The sequence below is a fragment of the Hydrocarboniclastica marina genome (assembly GCF_004851605.1).
Classification (GTDB): Bacteria; Pseudomonadota; Gammaproteobacteria; order Pseudomonadales; family Oleiphilaceae; genus Hydrocarboniclastica; species Hydrocarboniclastica marina.
Map to the genome: position 1 here is coordinate 4,011,477 of NZ_CP031093.1, position 24,753 is coordinate 4,036,229.

A 24,753-nucleotide genomic window follows, 5' to 3' on the forward strand; every position below is an offset into this window, starting at 1 on the left:
TCAAGTGACACACAGAGAGCCCTCTCCATGCTAGTCGAACGGCCGTCCTCCGAGTCGCATGCCAAAGCCGATATTCTCCTCCTGCTGGTAACGCTCCTGGCCGCCACTGGCTGGATCTTTTCCAAGGAAGCGCTGGCCGGACTACCGCCACTGCTGTTCATGGGGCTGCGCTTTTTCCTTGCGGCCATTGTGCTGGGAATCGCGGGCTGGCATAGCCTGCGGCATGTGGCGCCGGCTCAGTTGAAGCAGGCGCTGGGCCTGGGTGCCTTGTTCGCCCTGGCCATGGCGTTCTGGATCCTGGGACTGTTCAACGCCAGCCACGTGGGCGAGGGCGCCTTTATTACGAGCATGGGCATCGTGCTTGTGCCCGTCGCGGCCCGGGCGCTTTTCGGCGAGCGCCCGCCTGTCAGCACCTGGGTAGCTCTGCCCGTCGCGGTCGGCGGCCTCGCCTGCCTGTCGCTTAACAGGGGTTTAAGCCTGGAACCGGGCCAGCTCTATTTTCTTATCGCGGCGGTCTTCTTCGCGCTTTGCTTCAACCTCAACACCCGCCTGGTGCGGGGCATCCCAGCGATGGCGCTGACCTCCCTGCAGCTCTTCATGGTCGGCGTACTCCTGCTGCCGGCGTCCATGCTGTTCGAGAATTGGCCGAGCGAGGTCGCCACGTCGATTTGGGGCTGGCTGCTGGCCAGCGCACTGATTGGTACCTGCATGCGGTTCTTTATCCAGACCTACGCCCAGGGCCTGGCCTCCGCCAGCCACGCAGCTATCATTATGATGCTGGAGCCTATCTGGACAGCGTTACTGGCCAGCTGGTGGTTGGGCGAAAGCATGGGGGCGCTGCAGCTGGCGGGTTGCGGGCTGATCTTCATGGCGCTGCTGATCAATCGCTGGGCCTGGGTGAGGAGGCTGCTGCGCCGGCGCTAAACCCGCGTGGTACTCGATGGCTTGCATGACCTTCGAGAAAAAGGCTGCGGTATGTCGTGCTCGACACGCATGTGCTAGTATTCGCCCCCCTGAAAAACTGACCAGCCTGATACCTATGACCTCGCAAGCGTTGTTCTTGATGATCACTCCACCCTAGCGCTCTGCCCCGGTTCTGTTCGTGCTTTTCCGATCAGGAAAGCGCGTTGGCTATCCCTGCAGGACCATCCGCCACCTGATGCCCAGGCTCTGGTTATGCCGGCTCTTCTCCTGTTTACGCGAAAATCTTGAAAGCCAAGCTCCAATTGCTGTGAACGCCATAGTCGCCCGGCGGCCCGCTCGCGTAACCCATGGTACGGCTGACTTTCACGTAGCCCTTGCCCGGCTGTAGCCAGAATCTTTATTTCTTTGACCGGTGCCCGTCATCGGTTGCTGTACAGCTTACGAACTGGATCCTCACTATGCTTCATGCCTTGAAAATAAACTGGTTTTCGAACATGCGAGGCGACCTGCTTTCGGGCCTTGTGGTCGCACTCGCGCTGATACCCGAGGCCATTGCCTTTTCGATTATTGCCGGGGTAGACCCGAAAGTCGGCCTTTATGCCTCGTTCTGTATCGCGGTTGTGATCGCTTTCGTGGGCGGCCGGCCGGGTATGATTTCCGCCGCAACCGGCGCCATGGCCCTGCTGATGGTGACGCTGGTCAAAGAACACGGGCTGGAGTATCTGCTCGCGGCGACCCTCCTGACCGGCCTGCTGCAGATCGTTGCCGGTTACCTCAAGCTGGGCAATCTCATGCGCTTCGTCTCCCGGTCGGTGGTCACCGGCTTCGTCAATGCGCTCGCGATCCTCATTTTCATGGCGCAGTTGCCCGAGCTAACGGGCGTCACCTGGCACGTGTACGCCATGACTGCCGCGGGCCTGGGCATTATCTACCTGTTCCCGCTGGTGCCGGTGGTCGGGCGTATCCTCCCTTCGCCCCTGATCTGCATTGTCGCGCTGACTGCTGTGGCCATGATCTACGGCATCGACATCCGTACGGTCGGCGACATGGGCGAGTTGCCTGACACCCTGCCGATATTTCTCTGGCCGGAAGTACCCCTTACGCTTGAAACACTGATGATTATTCTTCCCTACGCCGTCGGCCTCACGGTGGTGGGCCTGCTTGAATCCATGATGACCGCGACCATAGTCGATGATCTTACCGACACCTCCAGCGACCGGAATCGCGAGTGCAAGGGCCAGGGCATCGCCAACATCGGCTCCGGTCTGCTCGGTGGCATGGCTGGCTGCGCCATGATCGGTCAGTCCATCATCAACATTAAGTCCGGCGGCCGGACCCGGCTGTCGACGCTGGCCGCCGGCGTTTTCCTGCTGGTGATGGTACTGGTGCTCGACCAGTGGCTGGTGCAGATCCCGATGGCGGCCCTTGTAGCTGTGATGATCATGGTGTCTATTGGTACTTTCAGCTGGAGTTCGCTGAAGAACCTGAGGGCGCATCCCCTGTCGACCAACGTTGTAATGGTCGTCACGGTGGTTGTGGTCGTGGCGACCCACAATCTGGCCTTCGGGGTTCTGGCGGGGGTGCTGCTTGCGGCTCTGTTCTTCGCCAACAAAGTCGGGCACTTCATGCTGGTCTCGTCTGAGTTTGATGACAACACCGACACCCGCACCTACCGGGTAGTCGGCCAGGTGTTCTTCAGCTCATCCGAGAAATTCATGGCGTCGTTTGATTTCAAGGAAGCTGTGGATAACGTCGTGATTGACCTGAGCCGCGCTCACTTCTGGGATATCACGGCGGTCGGCGCGCTGGACAAGGCCGTGATCAAGTTCCGCCGCGAAGGTGCAGAGGTCGAAATTATCGGCCTTAACGAAGCCAGCGCGACGATCGTTGACCGCTTTGGGGTGCACGACAAGCCCGACGCCGTCGACCAACTGATGGGGCACTAGCCATGAAGCATTCAGACGCATCAAAGGCTGCAGAAGAACAAGAGAATCAGCAAAGCGAGGTTGCCATGTTAGAGGTCATTGCCTGCATCGACGGGTCAAAAGCAGCGCCGTCTGTATGTGACTATGCCGCCTGGGCGAGCTCACGTATGGAAGCACCCTTGACGCTTCTGCACGTTCTGGACGAAGAGCGTTACCCGGTGGCGCCGGACCTTACCGGCAACATTGGCCTGGGCAGCCGCGAGCATCTTATGGAAGAGCTGGCCGAGCTGGATCAGAAGCGCAGCAAACTGGCGCTGGAGCATGGCCACCATATGCTCGACAACGCTGAACTGCGGGCCCGACAGGCCGGCGCCCAGCAAGTATTCAAACGCCAGCGCCACGGTGACCTGACCGAGTCACTGCTTGCGCTCGAAAGCAAAACCCGGCTGATCGTCATGGGCCTGCACGGCGAAAGCAGCGCTGCATCGGGGCGCCAGGTCGGCAGCCAGCTGGAGACCGTCATCCGCCGTTTGCACCGCCCCATATTGCTGGTCACCGATACTTATTCGCAGCCTCGCAGCGCGATGCTGGCTTTTGATGGCAGTCCTACGGCCTTCAAAGGCGTCGAGCTGCTCGCGGGGACACCGGTGTTCAAAAACTTGCCGTTACACATCCTCATGGTGGGCGCTGAGAGCGACACCCACTGGGAGCAACTCAGGCAGGCCGAGAAGAAACTCAGCGGCCAGGGGATTGAGGTTCACCTGGCGATTCGGGCGGGAGAGATCGAGCAGACGTTGCACGCCTATCAGGAAGAACACGACATCGACATGCTGATCATGGGCGCTTATGGTCATTCCCGCATCCGCCAGTTCCTCGTCGGTAGCACGACGGAAAAAATGCTCGAAACGGCGAAGAAGCCGCTGGTTATCCTTCGCTGATCCCCGATGATGCGCTGCCCGGGAGGCCGACCTGGTCTCATGGGCAGGTCCATCCGTATCCCGCAACCGGTGTGTTCAGGCGTGCCGTTCCAGTTTGCACCAGCACGACAGCCGACCTGATTCTGACGACGAGCTAACGATGATGTAATTATACTTAACTTATTGTTTTATAAGTTTTTATAAAACAAATATAGCTGTCATTAACATAGATTGGTTTTATCCTGGGGCAGTTTCAGTACAGTGAACTTGTCACGGACGACAGGGAAGGGAACGAACTGGGACGTACCCCCAAAGGATTGGGGCAAAGCAAGGATGATGGATCGATGCTTCGGGATTTCCAAATTCCGTGCCCGCCAGGAAGGCGAGCAGATTCGGGGTAATTCCCCGAATGGAAACAAAGCGCAGGATCGCAGCCTGGCATTAGTGTTCAGCATTTGACCCGCTGTACGCTCAGGCCTGCAACCTGGCAAGCTATGAGAAGAGGGGAGCGATGGATTCGCCCTCCTCTTTTTTTTGTTTGAATTTCCTGTTCGAGTTTGCTTCTCGATGAGTTGTGTCAGCGGAGGCCTTGCCGGGGCAATCCGCTTGCAGCCCGGCTAGGTACTGATCACCACCCGCAAAGCCTGCAGCTCCAGGCTGGCATTGGCGATGGCTTCTGCACTGTCTTTGATCTGAGCCTCAAGGAACTGGATCTCCTCGTCGCGAATTGCAGGGTTCACCTGCTGCAGTGCCCGCAGGCGACTAACCTCTTCGCCGAGACTCGTCTCCATGGTTTCCCTGGCACCTGCCTGGATCCCGGGCAACTGTTCGCGGGCCTGGCCCTGGGCCGCAGCGATCATGCGCTCCACCTCTTCCCGCACCTGGGGCACGATAGCCTGGGCCGTTCGCCGCTTGATGTCCTGGCACAGTTCGTTGAGCTTGGCATGGGGCATCACGTGGCTGATGTCCCTGCCCTTGGCGTCCATGAGCAACCGCACGGGACGCAGCGGTAAAAAGCGCGAAAGCTGCAGGGCCTTTGGCGCAGGACAATGCACCGTGAAGACCGTTTCCAGCAGCACGGTTCCGGGCTGCACGCCCTTGACACTGATGGTGGCCAGCGCTGCATTGCCGAGTTCCGTGGTGGCGATCATGTCGAGGGTCTCGACGACCATGGGGTGCTCCCAACTGAGGAACGTCATGTCTTCGCGCACCAGCGCCAGATCCCGATCATAGGTGACGGTCACACCTTCCTCGGGTAATCCGGGAAAATAACCCGTCAGCATGTGCTCCGACGGCCGCAATATCCAGGCGTTCTCAGAGTGATCTTCGTAGTCGACGCCGTACTGTCCATACGCGCCTTCCATGAAAGTCTGTAACCCGGCGGTGTTCTCTTCCTCTTCGATCTGCTCGATCAGCACCTGGGCCTTTGGCCTGTTACAGGAGTTGATCTCGAGCAGTGGATCCCGGCCGGCTTCCAGCGCGGCGTGGAGCTGCCGGGTCAGCTCGGCAGTTTGTGTCAGCAGGGCTGACATACCTGCAGGCTCAGGCCGGGCCAGCTGCGCGTCGAGCTGCTCCCTGAGCGCATCCTTGACGGCTACGCCTACCACACAGCTATGTGTGAATGCATTGAGGCCATCCTGATACCAGCGGTAAAGCACTTCCTGGGAAGAATTCTCGAGATAGGGCACATGGATTTCGATAGTGGCGCTCTGGCCGATACGGTCGAGACGGCCGATGCGCTGTTCCAGCAGATCGGGGTTGCGCGGCAGATCGAACAGCACCAGGTGGTGGGCGAACTGGAAATTGCGGCCTTCGCTGCCGATCTCGGAGCAGACCAGTGCCTGAGCGCCCTGCTCGGTTTCAGCAAAGTACGCTGCCGCCCGGTCACGCTCAACGATGGTCAACCCTTCGTGAAAGGCCGCGCTGCGGATGCCGGCGCGCAGTTGCAGGTGGCGCTCGAGGGCTACTGCCGTCTCGGCCCGCGCACAAATCACCAGAACTTTTGCGGGTTTGAGGGACGTCAGCGTCGACTCCAGCCAGGCCACGCGTGGGTCTTCGGCCAGCCAGTCGTCTTCCAGCACGGTCGCTTCAGGCGTGAGGCCGGCCTCCCCCAGACGCTGCTCTTCGCTTTCGTACAACCCTGGCAGGGGTAGAGGCGTTGCCTCGACCTGGCGCTCCGGGAAACCCTGGATGGCGGCACGGGTGTTGCGGAACAGCACCCGCCCGGTACCGTGGCGGTCGAGCAGCCGACTGACAAGCTCGTGGACATCAAACTGATCAGGGTTGTCCCGTAGCTGCCAGACTTCCTCTTTCAGGTAAGGCTCCAGGCGATCAAGCTGGCTAGACTCAAGGTGACCTTCATGATGGAGAATGTCCTGCACCAGGGTGTTCAACTCACCGTAGTTGGCCTCCTCCCGACGAAAGGTTTCCAGGTCATGGAAGCGCGCCGGGTCGAGCAGTCGCAGACGGGCGAAGTGACTTTCCAGGCCAACCTGCTCGGGCGTTGCCGTCAGCAGCAGCAGACCTTTGGTTTGCGCCGCGAGCAACTCGACGCAGGCGTACTCCGGACTGACATCGTCCGGCGACCAGCGCAGGTGGTGTGCCTCATCCACCACCATCAGGTCCCAGCCGGCTTCTTCTGCGTGTGCCCGGGCTTCGGCGTTACGCGTCAGGAAGTCCAGGCTGCACAACACCAGCTGTTCAGTCTCGAAGGGGTTCTGGTCGCCCTCCTGCATCAATACGGGGTTATCGTTTTCGTCCAGTTCGTAATCGGACTCGCTGGCCAGCAGGGCCTCATAGCGAGACTGGTCGAAAATCGCGAAGTGCAGGTTAAAGCGCCGAAGCATCTCCACCAGCCACTGATGCACCAGCGTGTCCGGCACGACCACAAGTACTCTTTGGGCGCGGGCCGTGTGCAGTTGCGCGTGGAGGATCATCCCGGCCTCGATGGTTTTACCCAGGCCGACCTCGTCTGCGAGCAGCACCCGGGGGGCGTAGCGCCTGGCTACCTCGGACGCGATGTAGATCTGATGGGCCAGATGGCTGGTACGCGAGCCGAGCAGGCCCTGCACGGGGGATTGCTGGAGGTGGGCAAGGTGCCCGAGAGTCTCGACCCGCAGCTGAAAGGCCGGGTTTTTATCAAAGCGCCCGGCAAACAGCCGTTGCTGCGGTGTTGTGAACTGCGCGAAGGGGCTTAGCTTGAGCTCGGACAGCTCCTTGAGCTCACCCGCCTCGTTCTTGACTGTATAGAATACAAGGCCATCGGATTCAGTGGCCTCAACGACCTCAAGCTCTGCTTCTTCATGGGTCTGGAGCGTTTCCCCGACCTGATAGCGCACCCGTGCCAACGGCGCATTATCGGTGGCATAGGTGCGCTCTTCGGCTGCTGCAGGGAAACTGATGGTGACCCTCCGCCCCGAAACTTCCGCAACCAATCCCAGTCCGAGTGCCGCTTCAGTGTGGCTGACCCACCGTTGTCCGATCTTGAAGTCCATGCTGTACCGTTCGCTGTTAGACGCCTGAGCACCTGCCCGGGTCGCCATGCGGCGGGCCGGTGCGTGCAACAAAAGGAGGCGAAGATTAACACGAATCCTGCGGGGGTTGGGGGCCCGATGCGCGTTCGAAAAATGTGCATCGTTTCATACTTGCGTTTCAGGGCTGCCGACTGACCTACCGGGGAATGTAATCGGGCCAGGACCGGCGGCATTTGAGCTTTAGCGCGCACCTCGCCAGAATGAGACCGAACCCTTCACAGGCACAGGTCATCAACTCGCAACCCTGCCGGCCAAAGGAGTGCTCCGAAGCGCTATGCCCAACACACCACCCAAGCAATCGCCTAAACCGCGTCGTCTCTACCGGCGCTGGCGCCACTCGCTGCGCAAAGCACTGCATATCGTTGCCGCGCCTGTTAAGGGCGATAATGGCCGCGGCGGCCTTTTTATCCAGCCCTACCGCGGCTATGGCTCCCGCCGCAGGCTTTTTCTTATGGGCCGCGTCTTTCATCAGCCCGGCTTTGGTTCCAGCCTGCGCGAAGGGCGCATACGGCGTGATCTGGTCGACCTTGTACGCCGACTGCTGCGCAAACCTGTCGTCAACGCCCGGGTTCGGGTGCGCTACAAGGATACTGAGACCACTGTAACGACCGACAGCCACGGTTTCTTCCGCGTTCGCATGGACCTGTCCGCCATGCCCTCGGATGCGCTCTGGCATTCGATGGAGCTGGAATTGCAAGACCCGGTGGACCCACGGGCGAAGACCACGGGCGAGTTTTTCACACCGCCTGAAAGCGCCGGCTATGGGGTGATCAGCGACATTGACGACACCGTGGTTTACACCGGGGTGGCCAATTTCGTCATGATGATGTGGCGACTTTTCGCCCAGGGCGCCGAGAGCCGCATCGCCTTTCCCGGCGTCGCGGCGCTTTATCAGGCCTTCTATGAGGGCCCATCCGGACAGCAGCGCAACCCGCTGCTTTATGTTTCCCGAGCGCCCTGGAGCATTTACCAGGTGCTGGTGGAGTTCTTCCGCATGCACCGCATTCCCAACGGGCCGATCCTCATATTGAGGGAGTGGGGAATGAAACGTGGCGTGCTACTGCCCCGGCGAGCCAAGGACCACAAGATCGACGTAATCCGTGAGATGCTCGATCTTTACGAGAACCTGCCCTTCGTCCTTATCGGCGACAGCGGCCAACGCGATCCCGAAGTCTACGCCCGGATCCTGCGTGAGTACCCCGGCCGTATTCTCGGCATTTACATTCGTGATGTGAGCAATGATCCTCAGCGGGAAGCGGCCATAGCCAACCTCGCGAAAGAAGTCAGGGCCGCAGGCAGCGACCTGATGCTGGCCACGGACAGCCTGGAGATGGCCCGCCACGCCGTCGACCAGGGGCTATTGGCGCCCCAGTCCCTGGAGGGGATCCAGCGGACGCATGACAAAGATGAGAACTGTTGAGCCGGGCCCTTGCGCTAACCGGTGGGCACTGCCCACCCTACAAAGTCAGCGGTGATTCGCTATGCATCCGTAGGGTGGGCACCGCCCACCATCAGGTTACCGGGGCAGGCTCTGAAGAGGGCTCCTGCGTAAGCACTACCACTTCAACGACCCACCTGTCTGATACTCGATCACCCGCGTTTCGAAGAAGTTCTTCTCCTTTTTCAGGTCCATGATTTCCGCCATCCAGGGAAAGGGGTTGGCCACGCCGCTAAAGCGCTCCGGCAGGCCGATCTGGGCGAGCCGGCGGTTGCCGATGTACTGCAGATATTCGGTCATCATCGCGGCATTCATGCCCAGCACGCCGCGCGGCATGGTGTCGCGGGCGTAGGCGATCTCAAGCTCGGTACCTTCCAGGATCATACGCGTGGCCTCATCCTGAAACTCCGATGTCCATAAATGCGGATTCTCCTGCTTGATCTGATTAATGACATCGATGCCGAAGTTCAGGTGCATGGACTCATCCCGAAGGATGTACTGGAACTGCTCTGAAACACCGCTCATCTTGTTGCGCCGGCCCATGGACAGGATCTGGGCAAAACCGCAGTAGAAAAATATCCCTTCGAGTACGCAATAGAAGGCGATGAGGTTACGCAGCAGTTCCTGATCCGCCGCGACCGTGCCCGTGTTGAAGTTGGGGTTGCCCAGGGATTGGGTGTACTTCAGCCCCCAGGCGGCCTTGCGCGCGACCGATGGCACCTCGCGGTACATGTTGAAAATCTCACCCTCGTCCATGCCCAGGGACTCGACACAGTACTGGTAGGCATGGGTATGGATGGCTTCCTCAAAGGACTGCCGCAGCAGGTACTGGCGGCATTCCGGGTTGGTGATCAGCCGGTAGATCGCCAGCACCAGGTTGTTCGCCACCAGCGAATCGGCGCTTGAGAAAAATCCCAGACTGCGTTTGACGATCCGGCGCTCGTCCTCTGTCAGCCCGTCCTGGCTCTTCCAGAGGTGGACGTCTGCCGCCATATTCACTTCCTGGGGCATCCAGTGGTTGGCGCAGGCGTCGAGGTATTTTTGCCAGGCCCAGTCGTACTTGAACGGCACCAGCTGGTTCAGATCGGCCCGGCAATTGATCATGCGCTTGTCGTCGACCTCGATACGTGCGCCACCCATATCCAGCTCCTCCAGACCGGGTGCGACATCAAGGGCGGCAAGCGAGGCCCGGGCCTCGGCCAGGGGGTCAGAGGCGGGTTTCGGTTCGGCTGGCGGCGTGACTGCCGAGCTGGCCGTGGTGTTTTTTACCTGGCGGTCATTCGCGTATTCGTTCCAATCCAATAAGGACATGGCTTGATCTCCTGCTAATTTGCTGACCGCGGGAAGCCCCGAGCTTCCCGTCCGGCTTCTGATGGGTTGGCGGGTGCGACTACTGACAAGCTTCGCAGTCGGGATCGTCGATCGAGCAGAAACGTGCCTCGTCCCCGCTAGCGACCGCGTTCAGGGCGCCGTCATGCAGGGTGGATTTCTCCGCCAGGGTTGCGCCCTGACTGCGCAGGTAGTAAGTGGTTTTCAATCCTCTCAGCCAGGCCATGCGGTACATGACATCCAGCTTGCGACCGTCAGGCTCGGCAATGTAGAGGTTCAGAGACTGTGCCTGATCCAGCCATTTCTGGCGCCGCGCACCGGCTTCGACGAGCCAGCGGGGCTCTATCTCAAAGGCCGTTGCGAACAGGGCCTTGAGATCGTCCGGGACCCGGGCAATGGGCTGCACCGAACCGTTGTAGTACTTGAGGTCGTTGACCATCACCTCGTCCCAGAGCCCGCGCGCCTTTAGGGCGTCGACCAGGTACGGGTTGATGATGGTGAACTCGCCGGAGAGATTGGATTTCGCGTAGAGGTTCTGGAAAGTCGGCTCGATCGACGCGGACACACCGACGATGTTGGCAATCGTTGCGGTGGGTGCGATCGCCATGACGTTCGAATTGCGCATACCATATTGGCGCACCGCCTCGCGGACCGGCGCCCAGTCCAGGCTCGACGTCCGGTCTATGTCCAGGTGATCTTCGGGCCGCGCATCCTGCAGCAATCGCAGCGAATCGATGGGCAGGATGCCCTGGTCCCACAGGGAACCCCGGTAACTGTCGTAGGCGCCCCGTTCGCGCGCCAGTTCCGCCGAGGCCCTGATGGCGTGATAACTGATCAGCTCCATCACCTCATCCGCAAAGGCGACCGCTGCCTCGCTGGCGTAGGGCAGCCCAAGGTCCTGCAGCGCGTCCTGAAAGCCCATCAGCCCCAGCCCGACCGGCCGATGGCGGGCATTGGCGTTGCGGGCCTGGGGTACGGCATAAAAATTGATATCGATGACGTTGTCGAGCATCCGCACCGCCCGCGTTACCGTATCTGCCAGGCGCTCGCGGTCAACGGCGCCGTCTTTCAGATGCTGGACCAGATTGACCGACCCCAGATTACAGACCGCAATCTCACCGGCGCTGGTATTGAGGGTGATCTCGGTACAGAGGTTGGACGAGTGCACGACGCCACAGTGCTGCTGGGGTGAGCGCAGGTTGCAGCTGTCCTTGAAGGTGATCCAGGGATGGCCCGTCTCGAACAGCATGGAGAGCATGCGCCGCCACAGATCCTTGGCCTTGAGCGTCTTGAACAGCCGCAGCTCTCCTTGGGCTGCAAGTGCCTCGTAGTGCTCGTAGCGCTTCCGAAACGCCGGCCCGTAAAGATCGTGCAGATCCGGCGTGTCACTGGGCGAAAACAGCGTCCAGTGCCCGTCGGCAAAGACCCGCTCCATGAACAGATCCGGGACCCAGTGAGCGGTATTCATGTCGTGCGCCCGGCGACGGTCGTCGCCGGTGTTCTTGCGTAACTCGAGAAACTCCTCGATGTCCAGGTGCCAGGTCTCCAGGTAGGCACAGACCGCGCCTTTGCGCTTGCCCCCCTGATTGACCGCAACCGCGGTGTCATTGACCACCTTGAGAAAGGGCACAATGCCCTGGCTCTTGCCGTTTGTGCCTTTGATGTTGGCGCCCATGGCCCGGACCGGGGTCCAGTCGTTGCCCAGTCCTCCGGCCCATTTTGACAGCAGGGCGTTGTCACGGATCGCGCTGTAGATGCCTTCCAGATCATCCGGGACTGTCGTCAGATAACAGGAACTCAGCTGTGCATGGCGCGTGCCGCTGTTGAATAGAGTCGGGGTCGAGGCCATGTAGTCAAAGGACGACAACAGCTGATAAAACTCGATGGCGCGGCCGTCGCGGTCATCCTCAAGCAGAGCGAGGCCCATGGCGACCCGCATGAAGAACACCTGGGGCAGCTCGAAGCGGCGCTCATCCTGGTGGAGAAAATAGCGGTCGTAGAGGGTCTGCAGGCCAAGAAAGCTGAACTGGAAATCCCGCTCGGGCTGCAAGGCGCTGCCCAGACGCGCCAGGTCGAAATCCGCCAGGCGAGGGTCGAGACGCTCATGGGCGATGCCGAATGCAATCGCACGCTCCAGCGCCAGGGGATAGTGACGGGCCATCTCCCGGCCGGAGGCCTGGGTTGGAATGTCCAGCACGCGCAGGACTTCGCTACGAAGCTTGTCCAGTAGCAGACGGGCCGTAACCTGACTATAGGACGGCTCTTTCTCGATACGCGAGCGCGCGGTCATGATCAGTGCCAGGGCCAGTTCTTCCTCGGCAATACCGTCGTAGAGATTGCGCAGGGCCTCGTCGAGCAATCCTGGCCCGTCGACAGCGGCCAGACCCTGGCAGGCCTCGTCCAGCAGCCCACGTAAACGGCCGAGATCCAGCGGTTGTCGCTCGCCGTTGACGGTGGTGACTTGCAGGGAGGGGTGCGGTTCGGTCGGCGTGACAGCGGCACGCTTGCGGGCATGGGCCTCCCGGTAAAGCACATAGGCCCGGGCGACCTGTTGATGGCCGCCGCGCATGAGCGCCAGTTCAGCCTGGTCCTGAATATCTTCAATGTGCACAGTGCCGCGCCCGGAAAGCCTGCGCGCGAATGTTGATTCAATCTCCCCGCCCAGTCGGCCCACAAGGTCGTGAACACGGCTCGAACCCTGCGCGCCCTCGCCTTCGACAGCGAGAAACGCCTTGGTTATAGCGACGGTGATCTTGTCGCGATCGAAAGGCACCAGGGCGCCGTCGCGTTTGATCACGCTCAAGCCGGTGCGTGGCGGGGTTTCCGCGGGCTGTTTGGGAGCGAGAGGGCTGGACGCCGAATTGAATAAAGAGCCGGATGCAGGGTCGGATACTGGACGTGAAGCGGGCTTTGATTGCTGCTCTGCCGTTTCCATTTTGCTTACTCCTGTTCGCGTGTGAGGAACGCTTCGCGAACAGAACGGCGGTGGCGAGCACGGCAATTTTCACCCGACAACGGGGGAACCAGGGCAGCAGACTCGCCACTGTCGGCCCTGTTTCGCGAAGGCGCAGTGCTGACCCGGCAGGTGAAAGCCCGGGCCCCTCTGGCAGGTCTTCGGACTCAGGGGCGGAATCTGGCGGACTACCTTTCGGCATAGTCCGCGTCGATCTGTCTACTCCCGGCGACTTCCCCTGGCTGGTGAGCCAGAGTGTCTGGTCTGAAAGACCGTGCCGGTTTCGTTCCCCCATACCGCTGCGCGTCAGTTCCGGATTCTCACCGGATTCCCTCTTGCGAGGCAGCCACAGTGTGGGCAGGCCTCTTAGCCGTAATCACAACATGTGGTGCCATACCAGATGAACGGGCACTATATAGCGGATAGCGCCTGGGATGCAACAGCGCTTGTGGGCATAGCGAGAGGGGACTGCGACGAGGTGAGAAAGGGACAACGGCGGGCGGTGCCCGCCCTACGCGAAACTCGGTGATTGCCCAAAGGTAAGGTGGGCACCGCCCACCAAAAGCACAGCTACACCGATATTTCGATAAAAACTACCAGGCCACCGAATCATTGCTGCCGCGCTTGATGATCGGCGTTTCGCCTTCCCAGACGGCCAGGCCGTTGCGCAGGTCGGTCAGGGTCAGCTGGAAGTAATACTCCACCTGCTGGGTGTTTTTGTCCTGGCGCAGATTACGCTGAAAGATTTTTCCGGAGAGGCTGAGATCGGGGTTCGCCAGTTGGCCGCGCTCCACCTGGGTGTCCTGACGAAACTCTTCGGAGTCGCGGTTGGCCCGTACCTGGTCGATCAGCACGTCCTGGCTGCCATCGCCAGACACCGCCGAGGTTGTCACCACCTTGCCGCTTTGCAGCAGGGCGATACGGATTTTCTTGATCAGCTGGCTGGTATCAATGCGCTGCATGGTGTCGTTTGTTACCCGGGAGATGGCCAGTACATAGGGCTCTTCCCGGGGCTTATTGATAATGGACGACCCCAGCATGGAGTTCACCGCATCCAGCGCGGCCTGCTCGAAGTCCCTGTAATCCAGCCCCAGGGGCGTGTCGGCATCGTCTGTGGTCTGGTCGACGATACGGTTGCGTTGGGCACAGCCTGCAACCAGCGTGACAATCAGCAACAGGATAAACAGGCTCGAAAGTCCTCGGGCCAGCAGCGATGTAGCGGGAGCACGGGTCAGGATCATTACTCAGGTCTCTCATCCAGATAGAGGCGAAAATCAACAATCTCGGGGCTGGGGGCGGTGCCCTGTACAGTCACTTCCCGGCGACGGTCGGCCGTAACACGTACCGGGCCCGACAGCAGCGAAGGCATCAGTCGGCCTTTTTCGTCCTGCCAGTCGAATTGGTAAGTCATTCGCACCGGTTGATCCAGCAGGTTCCTGATGCGCACGTTGACCTGATAGAGGCCGCCCTCGGTGCGCTCCGTCACGACCTCTTCGATGTTTATAACACCGTTCAGTTCCGGTCCGATATTGATCCGCTTGGGCGTAGAGGTCGCACACGCGGCCAGTACCAGCACTAACCCCGCCACGGTACTTAGACGCACCCGATCTTTGATTGTCATTATTGGCCTCCTGCAGGCACTTTATCAGGGTTTTGATCCAATGATTGAGTCGAGCCTGGGGCCGGCAGTTGCACCGCCTCATCCTGCCCGATCGGTTCTCTAACGCCAGTCTGCTCCCGACCCAGGCCGATAACCGTAATGGCCGGCCTGGTTGCGAGGGCGGGCTGGCGCACCCACACCAGCGTAAACTGATTATCAGGCAGCGCGACCCGCTGGTCCTCTAGCCCGGAGATGACCAAATGGTCCGGGTCGCTCTGAGCTCCGGTTCGCTCCAGTTTCGCCACCTCGATGGTTTTTGGCAAGCTGGTCCACTGTCGGGTGTCCGCCTGAGTGGAAGCGACCTGATAGATCAGCCCCAGCAATGCAACCAGGGGGTGCGCTTCCTTCTGAACCTGGTACTGAGCGGCAGCCTTGGCAACCGCTGCGGTCACTGCGCGCGTGATCACCATGGGCAGCCGCTGGCGGAACTCGGTAGCTATGACGGCGTCCATGTTCACCAACACTTCGCTCCGCGCTGTCTGGCCTCCCTCAAGCTGAACCGCCAGCGCCGGTTGGGCCTGGCTCCTCAGCTTGAGCGTGGGGTAGGCGATGCCAGTCCAGAAAGGGATGCCGTCACGGTTGAGCAGGAATATGGGTAGCTGGATCCGTTGCACTTCGCGTACCGGGCCAAGGCCATTCTCATAAATCACCCATACGGTGCGGGGCAGTTCCTCGAGCCGCACCTTACCCGCTGCAAGTGCCTCAGCCCAACGCCAGTCCTCATCGACGGCGTCGAGGCCCGGCACCATTGCCCGCGTTTCCCGCAGGGCATCAGCAGCCAGACCATAGTCGCCAGCAGCTTCCGCCTGGGTCAGCAGATATAACCCGTGCAGGTAGGTCGCAAAAGGGTTGATAAAAGCCGGATAGACAGACCACTCATCGAGCGTGCTGTATTCCCGTTCAAGCGCTTTATCAGCACTTCCCAGGGCGTTCTGGAGGGTGCTGGCCGAGGCCTGTCGCTCGGCCTTACGCGTCATTTCACGCCGTGCCTCGACCAGCTCTTCTGCAAAGAAGTCTGCCGCGCGGCGTTGCCTGTCCCGCGCCCGGTTGAGCTCCACCCGGGCTAGCTCCGGCTGCCCCTCGGCCATGAAATTCAGCGACTTGTAGCTGTTGACCATGATCGCGTCGTAGACCATGCCCTGATAGGCCAGGGATGCGTCGTTGGTGAGTACGGAAAGAAGTTGGCCGCCCCACTCCAGCACCGCACCCTGCTCATCGTACATGCGAAAGTAGCGCTCGGTGGTGTCGAAGCGGGCTATGGCTTTGTCGTGCTTACCAGCCGCCTGCAGGGCTGTGGCTTGTTGTAACAGCCACAACAGGTCGCCGTCTCCTGTTGCCTCAGGGCCAATATCGCCGAAATCAGCCGCCAACTCGGCGGCCTGGACAAAATCCGCACTGTTATAGGCGCTGTTATACCGCTCCAGGCGGTTCTGCGTCTGCCAGGCGCACCCCGAGAGTGCCAAAGCCAGGACAAAGCCCAGAAAACGGCAGGTTATTGCGTGCAATATGAACCCCCGCCCAGAAGCGGTAATAGTGGCCCCGGCTCTTTCCGCGCCATAGTTCCGGGTTAATTCTCCAGTTGCGCTTTCAGACTGATATCCGCCTTGATTACCTTGGACAGGGGGCAGCCCGCCTTGGCCTTGTCGGCGATCTGCTCAAACGTGGCCTGGTCAATGCCGGGAATGGAAGCCCGCAGATCAAGATGCACAGCGGTAATACTGAACCCATCGCCATCCTTATCGAGCGTCACGATGGCCTTCGTGTCAATGCTGTCGGCAGTATAGTCCTGTTCGCCGAGGAGCATGGACAATGCCATGGAGAAACACCCTGCATGGGCGGCGCCGAGGAGCTCCTCCGGGTTGGTCCCCGGCTGATCCTCAAAGCGTGTATTGAAACCATAAGGGCTATTCTTTAGTGCGCCGCTTTCGGTGGAGATGGTGCCCTTACCTTTTTTGAGACTGCCTTCCCAATGAGCGGATGCTGACTTATCCATAGTCGTCTCTCCTGATAGTTTTAGGGTAGTTTTAAGATAGAGTTACCTGCAGCAACAGGGTTCGCCACCGGAGCCTGTTGTCAGCCGTTCGGCGCTATTGTCATGTCGCTGCTACTTTTCGACCTTAACAAGCAGCGTGGGTAAGTAAAAGATTAAACTGACGATAGCCCGGACGCGGCCTTTATGCTGAACCATAGCCGCAGCAGTCGCCTACAAACCAGACACCGGGGGTACGCCGATGCGCCTTGCCTACTTCTTCTACACCATGGGGTTTGCCCTGATGCTCGTCGGTTGCGGCGATAATGCGCGGTTGCCTGTATCTGCCGGCTACGGCCCGGACCCGGCCCTGCCCCAACCGGATGCGCCACTGATTCCCACGGTCAACATCGCCCCGGCCAAAGGCTGGCCTGACGGCGGCAAGCCCGAGCCCGCCGCCGGGCTCGGCGTTAGTGCATTTGCTACGGGCCTCGACCATCCCCGCTGGCTTTATGTGTTGCCTAATGGAGACGTTCTCGTTGCTGAAACCAACCGTCCGCCCAAGAAAGACATCGGCCTCAAGGAAAGAGTTGTGCAATGGTTCATGGCGCGCGCCGGGGCTGGCGGTGAGAGCGCAGACCGGATCACCCTGTTACGCGACAGCGATAACGACGGCATCGCCGACCAGCAGTTCGTGTTTCTGGAGGACCTGCACTCGCCTTTCGGTATGGCTCTGATCGAGGACGACTTCTATGTGGCCAATACCGATGCGGTCATGCGCTTTCCCTACGAACCGGGCCAGTCCCGCATTACCAGCCCGGGCGTCAAAGTAGCTGATCTGCCTGCCGGACCTATTAACCAGCACTGGACCAAGAGCCTGATTGCCAGCCCCGAAGGCAAGCTCTATGTCGGCGTCGGGTCGAACAGCAATGTCGCTGAGAACGGGATGGACAACGAGGTCGGGCGAGCGGCTGTCTGGGAGGTCGACCCCGCAACCGGCGAGCATCGTATTTTTGCCAATGGTTTGCGTAACCCGGTGGGCATGGCCTGGGCACCCGGCAGCGGCGAGCTATGGGTAGCGGTTAACGAACGGGACCTGCTGGGCAGCGACCTGGTTCCCGACTATATGACCTCGCTGAAGGAGGGCGGGTTCTACGGCTGGCCATACAGTTATTTTGGTGATCACCGTGATGATCGGGTGAAGCCCGCCCGACCGGATCTGGTCGAGCGGGCAATTACGCCCGATTATGCGCTGGGCCCGCATACGGCGTCGCTGGGGCTGGCCAGCGCCGAGGGCAATGACTTGCCGTCGACGTTCAGTCAGGGCATGTTCGTCGGCCAGCACGGCTCCTGGAACCGCAAGCCCCACAGTGGCTACAAGGTCATTTTCGTGCCGTTTAACGACGGCCAGCCCAGTGGCGACCCGACAGACGTGCTGACGGGATTCCTCGGGGAAGAAGACAAGGCACTGGGTCGTCCGGTGGGCGTTGCGATAGACCAGTCTGGCGCACTGCTGGTGGCGGATGATGTAGGCAATATTGTCTGGCGGGTCCACCGTAAAAACGCTGCCGGACAACCCTAGTGTCCTGGGCGCTACGGGCGCTCGCAGGTTAACGAATTATCCGGACAGGACATTAGTGGCCGAGTACAGTGCCTGAGTGCCGGCTTTGGCCTCCAGAATACAGAATCCCTTGCGCCGCTCGCGCCGGTGCAAGCTCAACACTCAACACTCAACACTCAACACTCAACACTCAACACTCAACAACAGGAAGCATAACTTGGAAACTGCCAGCCCCATTCTCGCCCCGATAGTTGCGCTCGTTGCCTGGTCCCTGGTCATGTGGGTCTGGCTATACGCTACACGCCTGCCCGCCATGAAGAAGGCCAGGATCACGCCGGACCCCCGTGCGCCCCATGGCGAACAAATGAGTCTGCTGCCCCCTGAAGTTCAATGGAAAGCTGATAATTACAACCACCTGATGGAACAGCCAACCATTTTCTACGCCCTGGCGCTATCCCTGGCGCTGATGGGTGCAGGCAACGGCTCCAGCCTGGTCATGGCCTGGCTGTATGTAGGACTGCGTGTGGTACACAGCCTGGTGCAGGCGTTGACCAACAAGATAGAGCTAAGGTTTCTGGTGTTTGTCCTGTCGAGCCTGATGCTGTTCGGTATGACCTTCAATGCGGTGCTTCTGCTGCTGTAATCCGTAGCATCGTAGCAGCCGTATTAACGATCCGGGATAAAGACGCTGCGACGCGTTTACTGCCCACCGGCACGAATTGCGGTGCTGCCTTACAAGGAAGGGCTCGCCATCGTCCTGCGACTTCCATATCATTGCACCGACTCATTAACACTTCGTCAACGAGCTCGGGATCGTCACTTTGCGACGGCACGGCTCGAAGGTCAGACCCATTACTCTCAGCCAGGAACCGCTCATGTCCGAGATCATTCTCTATCACTACCCCCTTTCGCCTTTTTCGGAAAAGGTTCGTTTGATGTTGGGCTACGCGGGCCTGGAATGGCAGTCGGTAACGGTCAAGGAAATGCCCCCGCGCCCGAGCCTTGAAACCTTGGCTGGTGGCTACCGCAAGGTACCTGTGGCACAGATAGGCGCCGATGTGTTCTGTGACACCCGCACGATCGCACGCGAAATCGCCCGGCTTGGCAATAAGCCTGAGCTAGCGCTCGAAAACAACTCAGAGGAGATTCAGGCTTTCGTCAAAGAAACCGACCTGGACATTTTCCTGGCGTGCCTGATCGCCAGCAGCAGCACAAAGGCGCTGGTAAAGCTGGTTAAGTCGACCTCTGTGCTTACCACCCTGAAGTTTTTCAAAGACCGCATCTCCATGGGTCGCAAGGCCAAGGTTGCCCCCGTAGGTCCGCGGGAGGCCAAGAAGAAGATGCATCACCACCTGGGCCGTATGGAAGGCATGCTTGATACGCCTTACCTTTTTGGTGAGAAGCCGTGTATAGCGGATTTCTCTGCCTACCACTCACTCTGGTACGTACGGGATGTGTCCGAAGTTGATCTTGCCAAGCGCTACCCCAAGGTCAACGCGTGGATGAACCGCATGCACCACTTCGGCCACGGCAAAGACCATTACCTGAGTGAAGATGCCGCACTGGATCTGGCCAAGAGCGCCGAGCCACGAGCCATCAGCGAGCCGGGCAGTGACGATACATTGGGTACGCGCGTCAGCGTCGCACCGTCGGACTATGGTCGTGAGCCGGTGGTCGGCAAGCTGGTCGCCGCCAGCCAGCACGAACTGGTGCTGCAGCGTGAGCACCCTCGCGTAGGCACGGTTAACGTACATTTCCCACGGGACGGCTTCACCCTGCGGCCCGGATCCTGATCGGCAAATAAGCAGCAGTGGCACCAGCCTGGCAAGGTTGTCGGGCGCTAAGGTTGTCAGGAGAGCACATGGACCAGAGACAGAAGAAGACGCAGCTCATCGGCTTCGGCCTCTGGTTGCTGGTGACCTTTATCGCGGCTGCCATAGGCAGTATTGCTTCGATCACAGCAGCATCTTTTTACGGCAGTCTGGTCCAGCCAGACTGGGCGCCGCCGGCTGGCGTTTTTGGTCCGGTCTGGACAGCCCTTTTTGCAATGATGGGCGTGGCCGCCTGGCTGGCCTGGCGCAAAGCGGGGTTCGGCCTTGGCCTGAATCTCTATCTGGTGCAGCTGGGGGTGAACGCGCTCTGGAGCTGGTTGTTCTTCGGCTGGCATCTGGGCGGATGGGCACTTTTGGATCTGCTCGCGCTCTGGGCACTCATCGTGGCGACGCTGATCGCCTTCTGGCGGGTGTCACCTTTCGCCGGGGCGCTGCTTCTGCCTTACCTGGCCTGGGTGACCTTCGCCGGCTTTCTCAACTATACCGTCTGGCAACTTAACCCGCAGGTCCTGGGTTAGGGTCGTCTGCACAAGGCAAAAAGGAGCCGACCGGCCCCTATTGCAGTCTTTCGGAGCATTGCGCCATGGCTTCACCCGCTTCTTCCACATCTCTTGCCACACCTCTGGCCCTTCCCTGCGGCGCAGTCCTGCCAAACCGTATTGCCAAGGCGGCAATGACCGAGGGCGTAGCTGATGCCCACCTCCACGCGACCGAGCGCCATCAACGGCTCTACGGGCGATGGTCCGATGGAGGCGCAGGCCTGCTGATTACGGGCAATGTGATGATCGACCGCAAGGTGCTGGAACGGCCGGGCAATGTCGCCATTGACCCTGCGCCGGCAGACGGCGACCCGGAAGGAATGGCCCAGTTACGGAAATGGGCTGAGGCGGGAACCCGCAACGGTAACCACCTGTGGATGCAAATCTCCCACGCCGGCAGGCAGTCACCCCGTTACGTAACCAACAGCCCGGTGGGGCCTTCGGCGGTGCAACTGAAGCTGCTGGGTAACTATGCCCGGCCCCGGGCACTGACAGAGGCTGAAATACTCGATTACGTCCAGCGCTTTGCCAACGTGGCGCGCGTCGCGAAGAAAGCCGGGTTTACCGGTGTCCAGGTTCATGCTGCCCATGGCTATCTGTTGTCTTCGTTCCTGTCGCCCGTTACCAACCAGCGTACCGACCGATGGGGCGGCTCCCTCGAGAATCGGGCCCGGTTCCTGCTGGAAACCCTCCGGGCCGTGCGAAAAACCGTCGGCCCCGGGTTCCCGGTAGGGCTTAAGCTTAACTCCGATGACTTCCGCAAAGGCGGGTTCACCCATGCAGAATGCCTGCAGGTGGTGAAATGGCTTAACGACGAGAGCGTCGACCTGCTGGAAGTCTCGGGCGGGACCTATGAGCAGCCCCGGCTGCTCGGCCATGCAGGGGTCGCGGGTACGGCGCGTGATGAAGCGCCTGTTCGCGAGAGCACCCGTAAACGCGAGGCCTACTTCCTGAACTACGCTGAAGCGATTCGCGAGGTCTGCCAGTTTCCGATGATGGTCACCGGCGGCTTTCGCACCCGAGCCCTGATGGAAGAGGCCTTGGCGGCAGGCATCACGGACGTGATCGGGCTGGGCCGGCCGCTCTGTACCGACCCGGATACGCCGCGGGAGCTGATTGAAGGCAGATATGAGGTAGCTGTTTCCCATGAGCGACGCCTGAATCTCGCTCACCGCGGCCTGTTCTCACCGGTCAGCCCTTTCAAGCCCCTTAAGGTGCTCAATGTGATCGGCAGCCAGGCCTGGTATTACCGTCAGCTTTTCCACTTGGCCAAAGGCGAATCACCAAGGCTGAGCCTGGGTGTGGTCGGCGCTTTTGGCGCTTACTACGCCGATGAGCTACGCACCGCCCGCGCCCTTAAGGCGGCACCCAAACAGTGACCCGATGCGGGAAATGTCTATGCACCCGGTTCTGATCTCCATCGGCCTGCTTCTCGTCAGCAATCTGTTCATGACCTTCGCCTGGTATGCGCATCTCAAGGAACTCAGTCACAAACCCTGGGTTGTAGCCGCGCTGGTGAGCTGGGGAATTGCCCTGTTCGAATATCTGTTCCAGGTGCCGGCTAACCGTATCGGCTATACCGTGCTAAGTGTGGGTCAATTGAAGATCCTGCAGGAGGTAATAACGCTTTCAGTGTTTGTGCCTTTTTCGGTCATGTATCTGAAGGAGCCGCTGAAGCTCGATTATCTTTGGGCCGGGTTGTGCCTGGTGGCTGCGGTGTACTTTATGTTCCGTGATCGTCTCGCCTGACTGGCTACGTGCACATGAGTGTTATTCAACAACGGCGCAGAAAGTCTGCCTTAAAAGTTTAGATGAGCCCGGTCGGCATACGAAAGGGCACTTTCCGGCGACTTTTGAGAAGTCGTGACGTTTGCTTCACATCTTCCGCGCTCCGTAGATTTCCCCGGGTGGCGTCTGGCAAACTTTCGGGTCACTCACCGAAAGGAGTCTGTGGATGAACCGAAGATTGATGACCCTTCTGGCCAGCCTGGCCTTCACCTTCAACATGAGTACAGGCGCTGTAGCAAAGGAAACCGTACCGCAGGACGCCAAACGGTTGGGCTTCGTGGAATGGATTGTCCTTGACGACCCGGAACTGCGGCTCAAGGCCCGGCTGGACACAGGCGCGAACACCGGCTCCCTGCACGCGACGGACATTGAGCCCTTAAAAAGAGATGGAGAGGAATGGGTTCGTTTTGAACTGCCGCTGGACCACCACAAAGAGTCCAAAGGCATCGGTGACGCTACCCTGACATTCGAGCGGCCTGTAGAGCGTACGGTGCTGGTCAAACGTAAAGGAGCCGAATCCCAGCGACGCCATGTGGTCATCATGGGCTTCTGTATAGACGGTGAGCATCAGGAAGCCCAGTTCTCCCTGACCGACCGGAGCAGATTCAAATACCCGGCCCTGCTCGGTCGTCGCTTCATGGCCGGAGAAGTCATCGTCGACTCCGAGGACAGCTTCCTGGCAGAGTCCGACTGCGGGTTCCGGGCACTTGAGCAGGTGGCAGCCGAAGCCAACTGATGTAGAGTGTGCAAACACTGGCTGCAGATGGTGCAGATCACGCAATCAACAGGAGCAGCCCGCTGCTGCTGGATCAGACCCGATAGCGACCCCTTATGCTGATTAACACCCCGGTCACCGTGGCCCTTGCCATTATTGCGCTGTGGTTGGGTTATCAGATAAACCGGCGGGTGGCGGTTCTGCATCGATACAATATCCCGCCAGCCGTCAGCGGGGGGCTGCCCATCAGCGCCCTGATGGCCTTGACCGAGTGGGCAAGCGGACTGGAGATCCGGTTCGATCTACAGTTACGGGATCTGCTCCTGATCACGTTCTTCAGCACCATTGGCCTTTCCGCCAGGCTCCGACAGATGCTGGAAGGGGGCAAGGCGCTGGGCATTATGCTGGGATTGGCCGTCGCTTTTCTCCTTTTTCAGAACCTGACGGGGACCCTGCTGGCCCTGATCGCCGGAGAAAGTCCGCTCGTCGGCCTTATCGGCGGCAGTATTTCCCTGGCGGGGGGACATGGCACCGCTATAACCTGGGGCCAGTTGTTCGAGACACACTTCAATCTGGAAAACGCCAGCTCGATGGGCATGACGTTCGCGACAGCCGGACTGATAGCCGGCGGTCTCATCGGAGGCCCGATCGGGGCCTTCCTGATAAAGCGAAATCATTTATCGTCCACCCTTGAAAGTCCCGGGCTGCCCCACGTCGAGACGGGCCAGAAAGTGACCTACCTGATCGAGCTCAACAGCTTGCTGACGGCCATTCTGCTTATTACGCTCTGCTTTACGCTGGGCGCGGCGGTTTACGACTGGGTGGCCGGCCTTGGTATCCGCCTGCCAGCTTTCCTTACGGCTATGTTTCTGGGCATCTTACTGACCAACGGGCTGGAAGCCCTCAAGGTAAAGCTGGATCACAGACCGATCCAGCTGGTCGGAGACATGAGCCTGCAGCTTTTCCTGGGCATGAGTTTGATCAGTCTGCCGTTACTGTCACTGCAGGGCGCGCTGGGCCTGATCAGTGCGGTCATGGTGGTGCAGGCCATCGTTATTGCGGTGTTCACTATCTGGGTAATATTCCCCCTGCTCGGCCGCGACTACGACGCGGCTTGCATCAGCGCCGGTTTTATCGGTATGGGCCTGGGGGCAACGCCGGTGGGGATCGCGAACATGGATGCGCTGACCAACCGCTTCGGGCCTAGCCCCAAAGCCTACCTGGTCATACCGCTCCTCGGCGCTTTTTTCATCGACATCGCTAATGCGGCTCTGGTTCAGACTCTGCTCGGGCTCGGCTACTTCACCCAGTAGGCTGGGGATTGGCTTGGGCCGCGGGGTACCGGATAATCCCTTCCAGTCTACACTGAACACCCATGGGACCTGCGCAGCGCCGTCAGAGGACAGCCTCATGATTGACCAAAAACACCACCGATTTGTCTTCGGATTTTTCATGTCCCTGTTGATGTCCGGCATCATGTCGCTGGTCATCAGCCTGTTCAACCTGGGTTTTGTCAGCGATATTGTCAGCATCTGGCTACGCGCGTGGGCGTTTGCCTTTGTCGTGGCCTTTCCGACAATTCTTGTCGTGGCGCCCCTGGTGAACCGGTTGGTCAACCTGGTACTGAAGGAGGACTCCACCAGGCGGTGAGCTGCCGGAATGTGACTGCC

The 24,753-nt window shown here is 60.0% G+C and carries 20 protein-coding genes and 1 riboswitch; of the genes, 13 read left to right on the top strand and 7 right to left on the bottom strand.

Features of this window, described 5'->3' with window-relative positions; genetic code table 11:
* The first annotated feature begins 27 nt into the window (after window positions 1-27).
* The 3 genes from soil367_RS17735 (at window position 28) to soil367_RS17745 (ending at window position 3,787) form a co-directional block, all read left to right on the top strand.
* Window positions 28-924 (top strand): DMT family transporter, encoded by an 897-nt coding sequence (locus soil367_RS17735; RefSeq protein WP_136550351.1) that lies wholly within the window; start codon window positions 28-30, stop codon window positions 922-924.
* A 458-nt stretch (window positions 925-1,382) separates the two neighbouring features.
* Window positions 1,383-2,870, top strand: coding sequence for a SulP family inorganic anion transporter (locus soil367_RS17740; RefSeq protein WP_136550352.1), 1,488 nt, complete (start codon window positions 1,383-1,385; stop codon window positions 2,868-2,870).
* A gap of 2 nt (window positions 2,871-2,872) precedes the next feature.
* Window positions 2,873-3,787, top strand: a complete 915-nt coding sequence (locus tag soil367_RS17745) for a universal stress protein (protein ID WP_246065419.1) — start codon at window positions 2,873-2,875, stop codon at window positions 3,785-3,787.
* Between the two features lie 596 nt (window positions 3,788-4,383).
* Here soil367_RS17745 and rapA read toward each other — a convergent pair.
* Window positions 4,384-7,260, bottom strand: a complete 2,877-nt coding sequence (rapA, locus tag soil367_RS17750; RefSeq protein ID WP_136550713.1) for an RNA polymerase-associated protein RapA — start codon at window positions 7,258-7,260, stop codon at window positions 4,384-4,386.
* A 313-nt stretch (window positions 7,261-7,573) separates the two neighbouring features.
* On the opposite strand from rapA, the gene soil367_RS17755 reads away from it, so the two are divergent.
* Complete coding sequence (locus tag soil367_RS17755) at window positions 7,574-8,719, top strand: App1 family protein phosphatidate phosphatase (RefSeq protein ID WP_136550353.1); 1,146 nt, start codon at window positions 7,574-7,576, stop codon at window positions 8,717-8,719.
* A gap of 135 nt (window positions 8,720-8,854) precedes the next feature.
* On the opposite strand, the gene soil367_RS17760 is transcribed toward soil367_RS17755, so the two are convergent.
* The 6 genes from soil367_RS17760 to soil367_RS17785 form a co-directional block, all read right to left on the bottom strand.
* Complete coding sequence (locus tag soil367_RS17760) at window positions 8,855-10,048, bottom strand: ribonucleotide-diphosphate reductase subunit beta (RefSeq protein WP_136550354.1); 1,194 nt, start codon at window positions 10,046-10,048, stop codon at window positions 8,855-8,857.
* A gap of 79 nt (window positions 10,049-10,127) precedes the next feature.
* Window positions 10,128-12,863 carry a ribonucleoside-diphosphate reductase subunit alpha gene (locus soil367_RS17765; protein ID WP_246065421.1) on the bottom strand — a complete coding sequence of 912 codons (2,736 nt, stop codon included), beginning with the start codon at window positions 12,861-12,863 and terminating at the stop codon, window positions 10,128-10,130.
* Between the two features lie 291 nt (window positions 12,864-13,154).
* A riboswitch (cobalamin riboswitch) is annotated at window positions 13,155-13,409 on the bottom strand.
* A 203-nt stretch (window positions 13,410-13,612) separates the two neighbouring features.
* A complete protein-coding gene (gene lpoB / locus soil367_RS17770) occupies window positions 13,613-14,260 on the bottom strand; it encodes a penicillin-binding protein activator LpoB (RefSeq protein ID WP_136550356.1) in 648 nt (215 codons plus the stop codon).
* Window positions 14,260-14,640, bottom strand: coding sequence for a DUF1425 domain-containing protein (locus soil367_RS17775; protein WP_136550357.1), 381 nt, complete (start codon window positions 14,638-14,640; stop codon window positions 14,260-14,262). The genes lpoB and soil367_RS17775 overlap by 1 nt, the downstream gene beginning before the upstream one ends.
* Window positions 14,640-16,184: a COG3014 family protein gene (locus tag soil367_RS17780; protein ID WP_136550358.1), complete on the bottom strand. Its 1,545-nt coding sequence runs from the start codon at window positions 16,182-16,184 to the stop codon at window positions 14,640-14,642. Before soil367_RS17780 ends, soil367_RS17775 begins: the two co-directional genes overlap by 1 nt.
* A gap of 62 nt (window positions 16,185-16,246) precedes the next feature.
* A complete protein-coding gene (locus soil367_RS17785; protein ID WP_136550359.1) occupies window positions 16,247-16,672 on the bottom strand; it encodes an OsmC family protein in 426 nt (141 codons plus the stop codon).
* Between the two features lie 238 nt (window positions 16,673-16,910).
* Here soil367_RS17785 and soil367_RS17790 point away from each other — a divergent pair, with 238 nt between their 5' ends.
* The 9 genes from soil367_RS17790 to soil367_RS17830 all read left to right on the top strand — a co-directional run bounded on the left by soil367_RS17790 (window position 16,911) and on the right by soil367_RS17830 (window position 24,733).
* Entirely contained in the window at window positions 16,911-18,230 is a 1,320-nt protein-coding gene (locus soil367_RS17790; RefSeq protein ID WP_136550360.1) for a PQQ-dependent sugar dehydrogenase, read from the top strand.
* Between the two features lie 196 nt (window positions 18,231-18,426).
* Window positions 18,427-18,852 carry an MAPEG family protein gene (locus soil367_RS17795; RefSeq protein ID WP_136550361.1) on the top strand — a complete coding sequence of 142 codons (426 nt, stop codon included), beginning with the start codon at window positions 18,427-18,429 and terminating at the stop codon, window positions 18,850-18,852.
* Window positions 18,853-19,084: 232 nt separating this feature from the next.
* Complete coding sequence (locus soil367_RS17800) at window positions 19,085-20,002, top strand: glutathione S-transferase family protein (protein WP_136550362.1); 918 nt, start codon at window positions 19,085-19,087, stop codon at window positions 20,000-20,002.
* Between the two features lie 68 nt (window positions 20,003-20,070).
* A complete protein-coding gene (locus soil367_RS17805; RefSeq protein ID WP_136550363.1) occupies window positions 20,071-20,559 on the top strand; it encodes a TspO/MBR family protein in 489 nt (162 codons plus the stop codon).
* Between the two features lie 65 nt (window positions 20,560-20,624).
* Complete coding sequence (locus soil367_RS17810) at window positions 20,625-21,959, top strand: NADH:flavin oxidoreductase/NADH oxidase family protein (RefSeq protein ID WP_136550364.1); 1,335 nt, start codon at window positions 20,625-20,627, stop codon at window positions 21,957-21,959.
* Between the two features lie 19 nt (window positions 21,960-21,978).
* Entirely contained in the window at window positions 21,979-22,329 is a 351-nt protein-coding gene (locus soil367_RS17815) for a DMT family protein (RefSeq protein WP_136550365.1), read from the top strand.
* 205 nt (window positions 22,330-22,534) lie between these two features.
* A complete protein-coding gene (locus soil367_RS17820; protein WP_136550366.1) occupies window positions 22,535-23,104 on the top strand; it encodes an ATP-dependent zinc protease family protein in 570 nt (189 codons plus the stop codon).
* A gap of 95 nt (window positions 23,105-23,199) precedes the next feature.
* Window positions 23,200-24,396: a sodium/glutamate symporter gene (gene gltS / locus soil367_RS17825; protein WP_136550367.1), complete on the top strand. Its 1,197-nt coding sequence runs from the start codon at window positions 23,200-23,202 to the stop codon at window positions 24,394-24,396.
* 97 nt (window positions 24,397-24,493) lie between these two features.
* Window positions 24,494-24,733 carry a DUF2798 domain-containing protein gene (locus soil367_RS17830; RefSeq protein ID WP_136550368.1) on the top strand — a complete coding sequence of 80 codons (240 nt, stop codon included), beginning with the start codon at window positions 24,494-24,496 and terminating at the stop codon, window positions 24,731-24,733.
* Window positions 24,734-24,753: the final 20 nt, after the last annotated feature.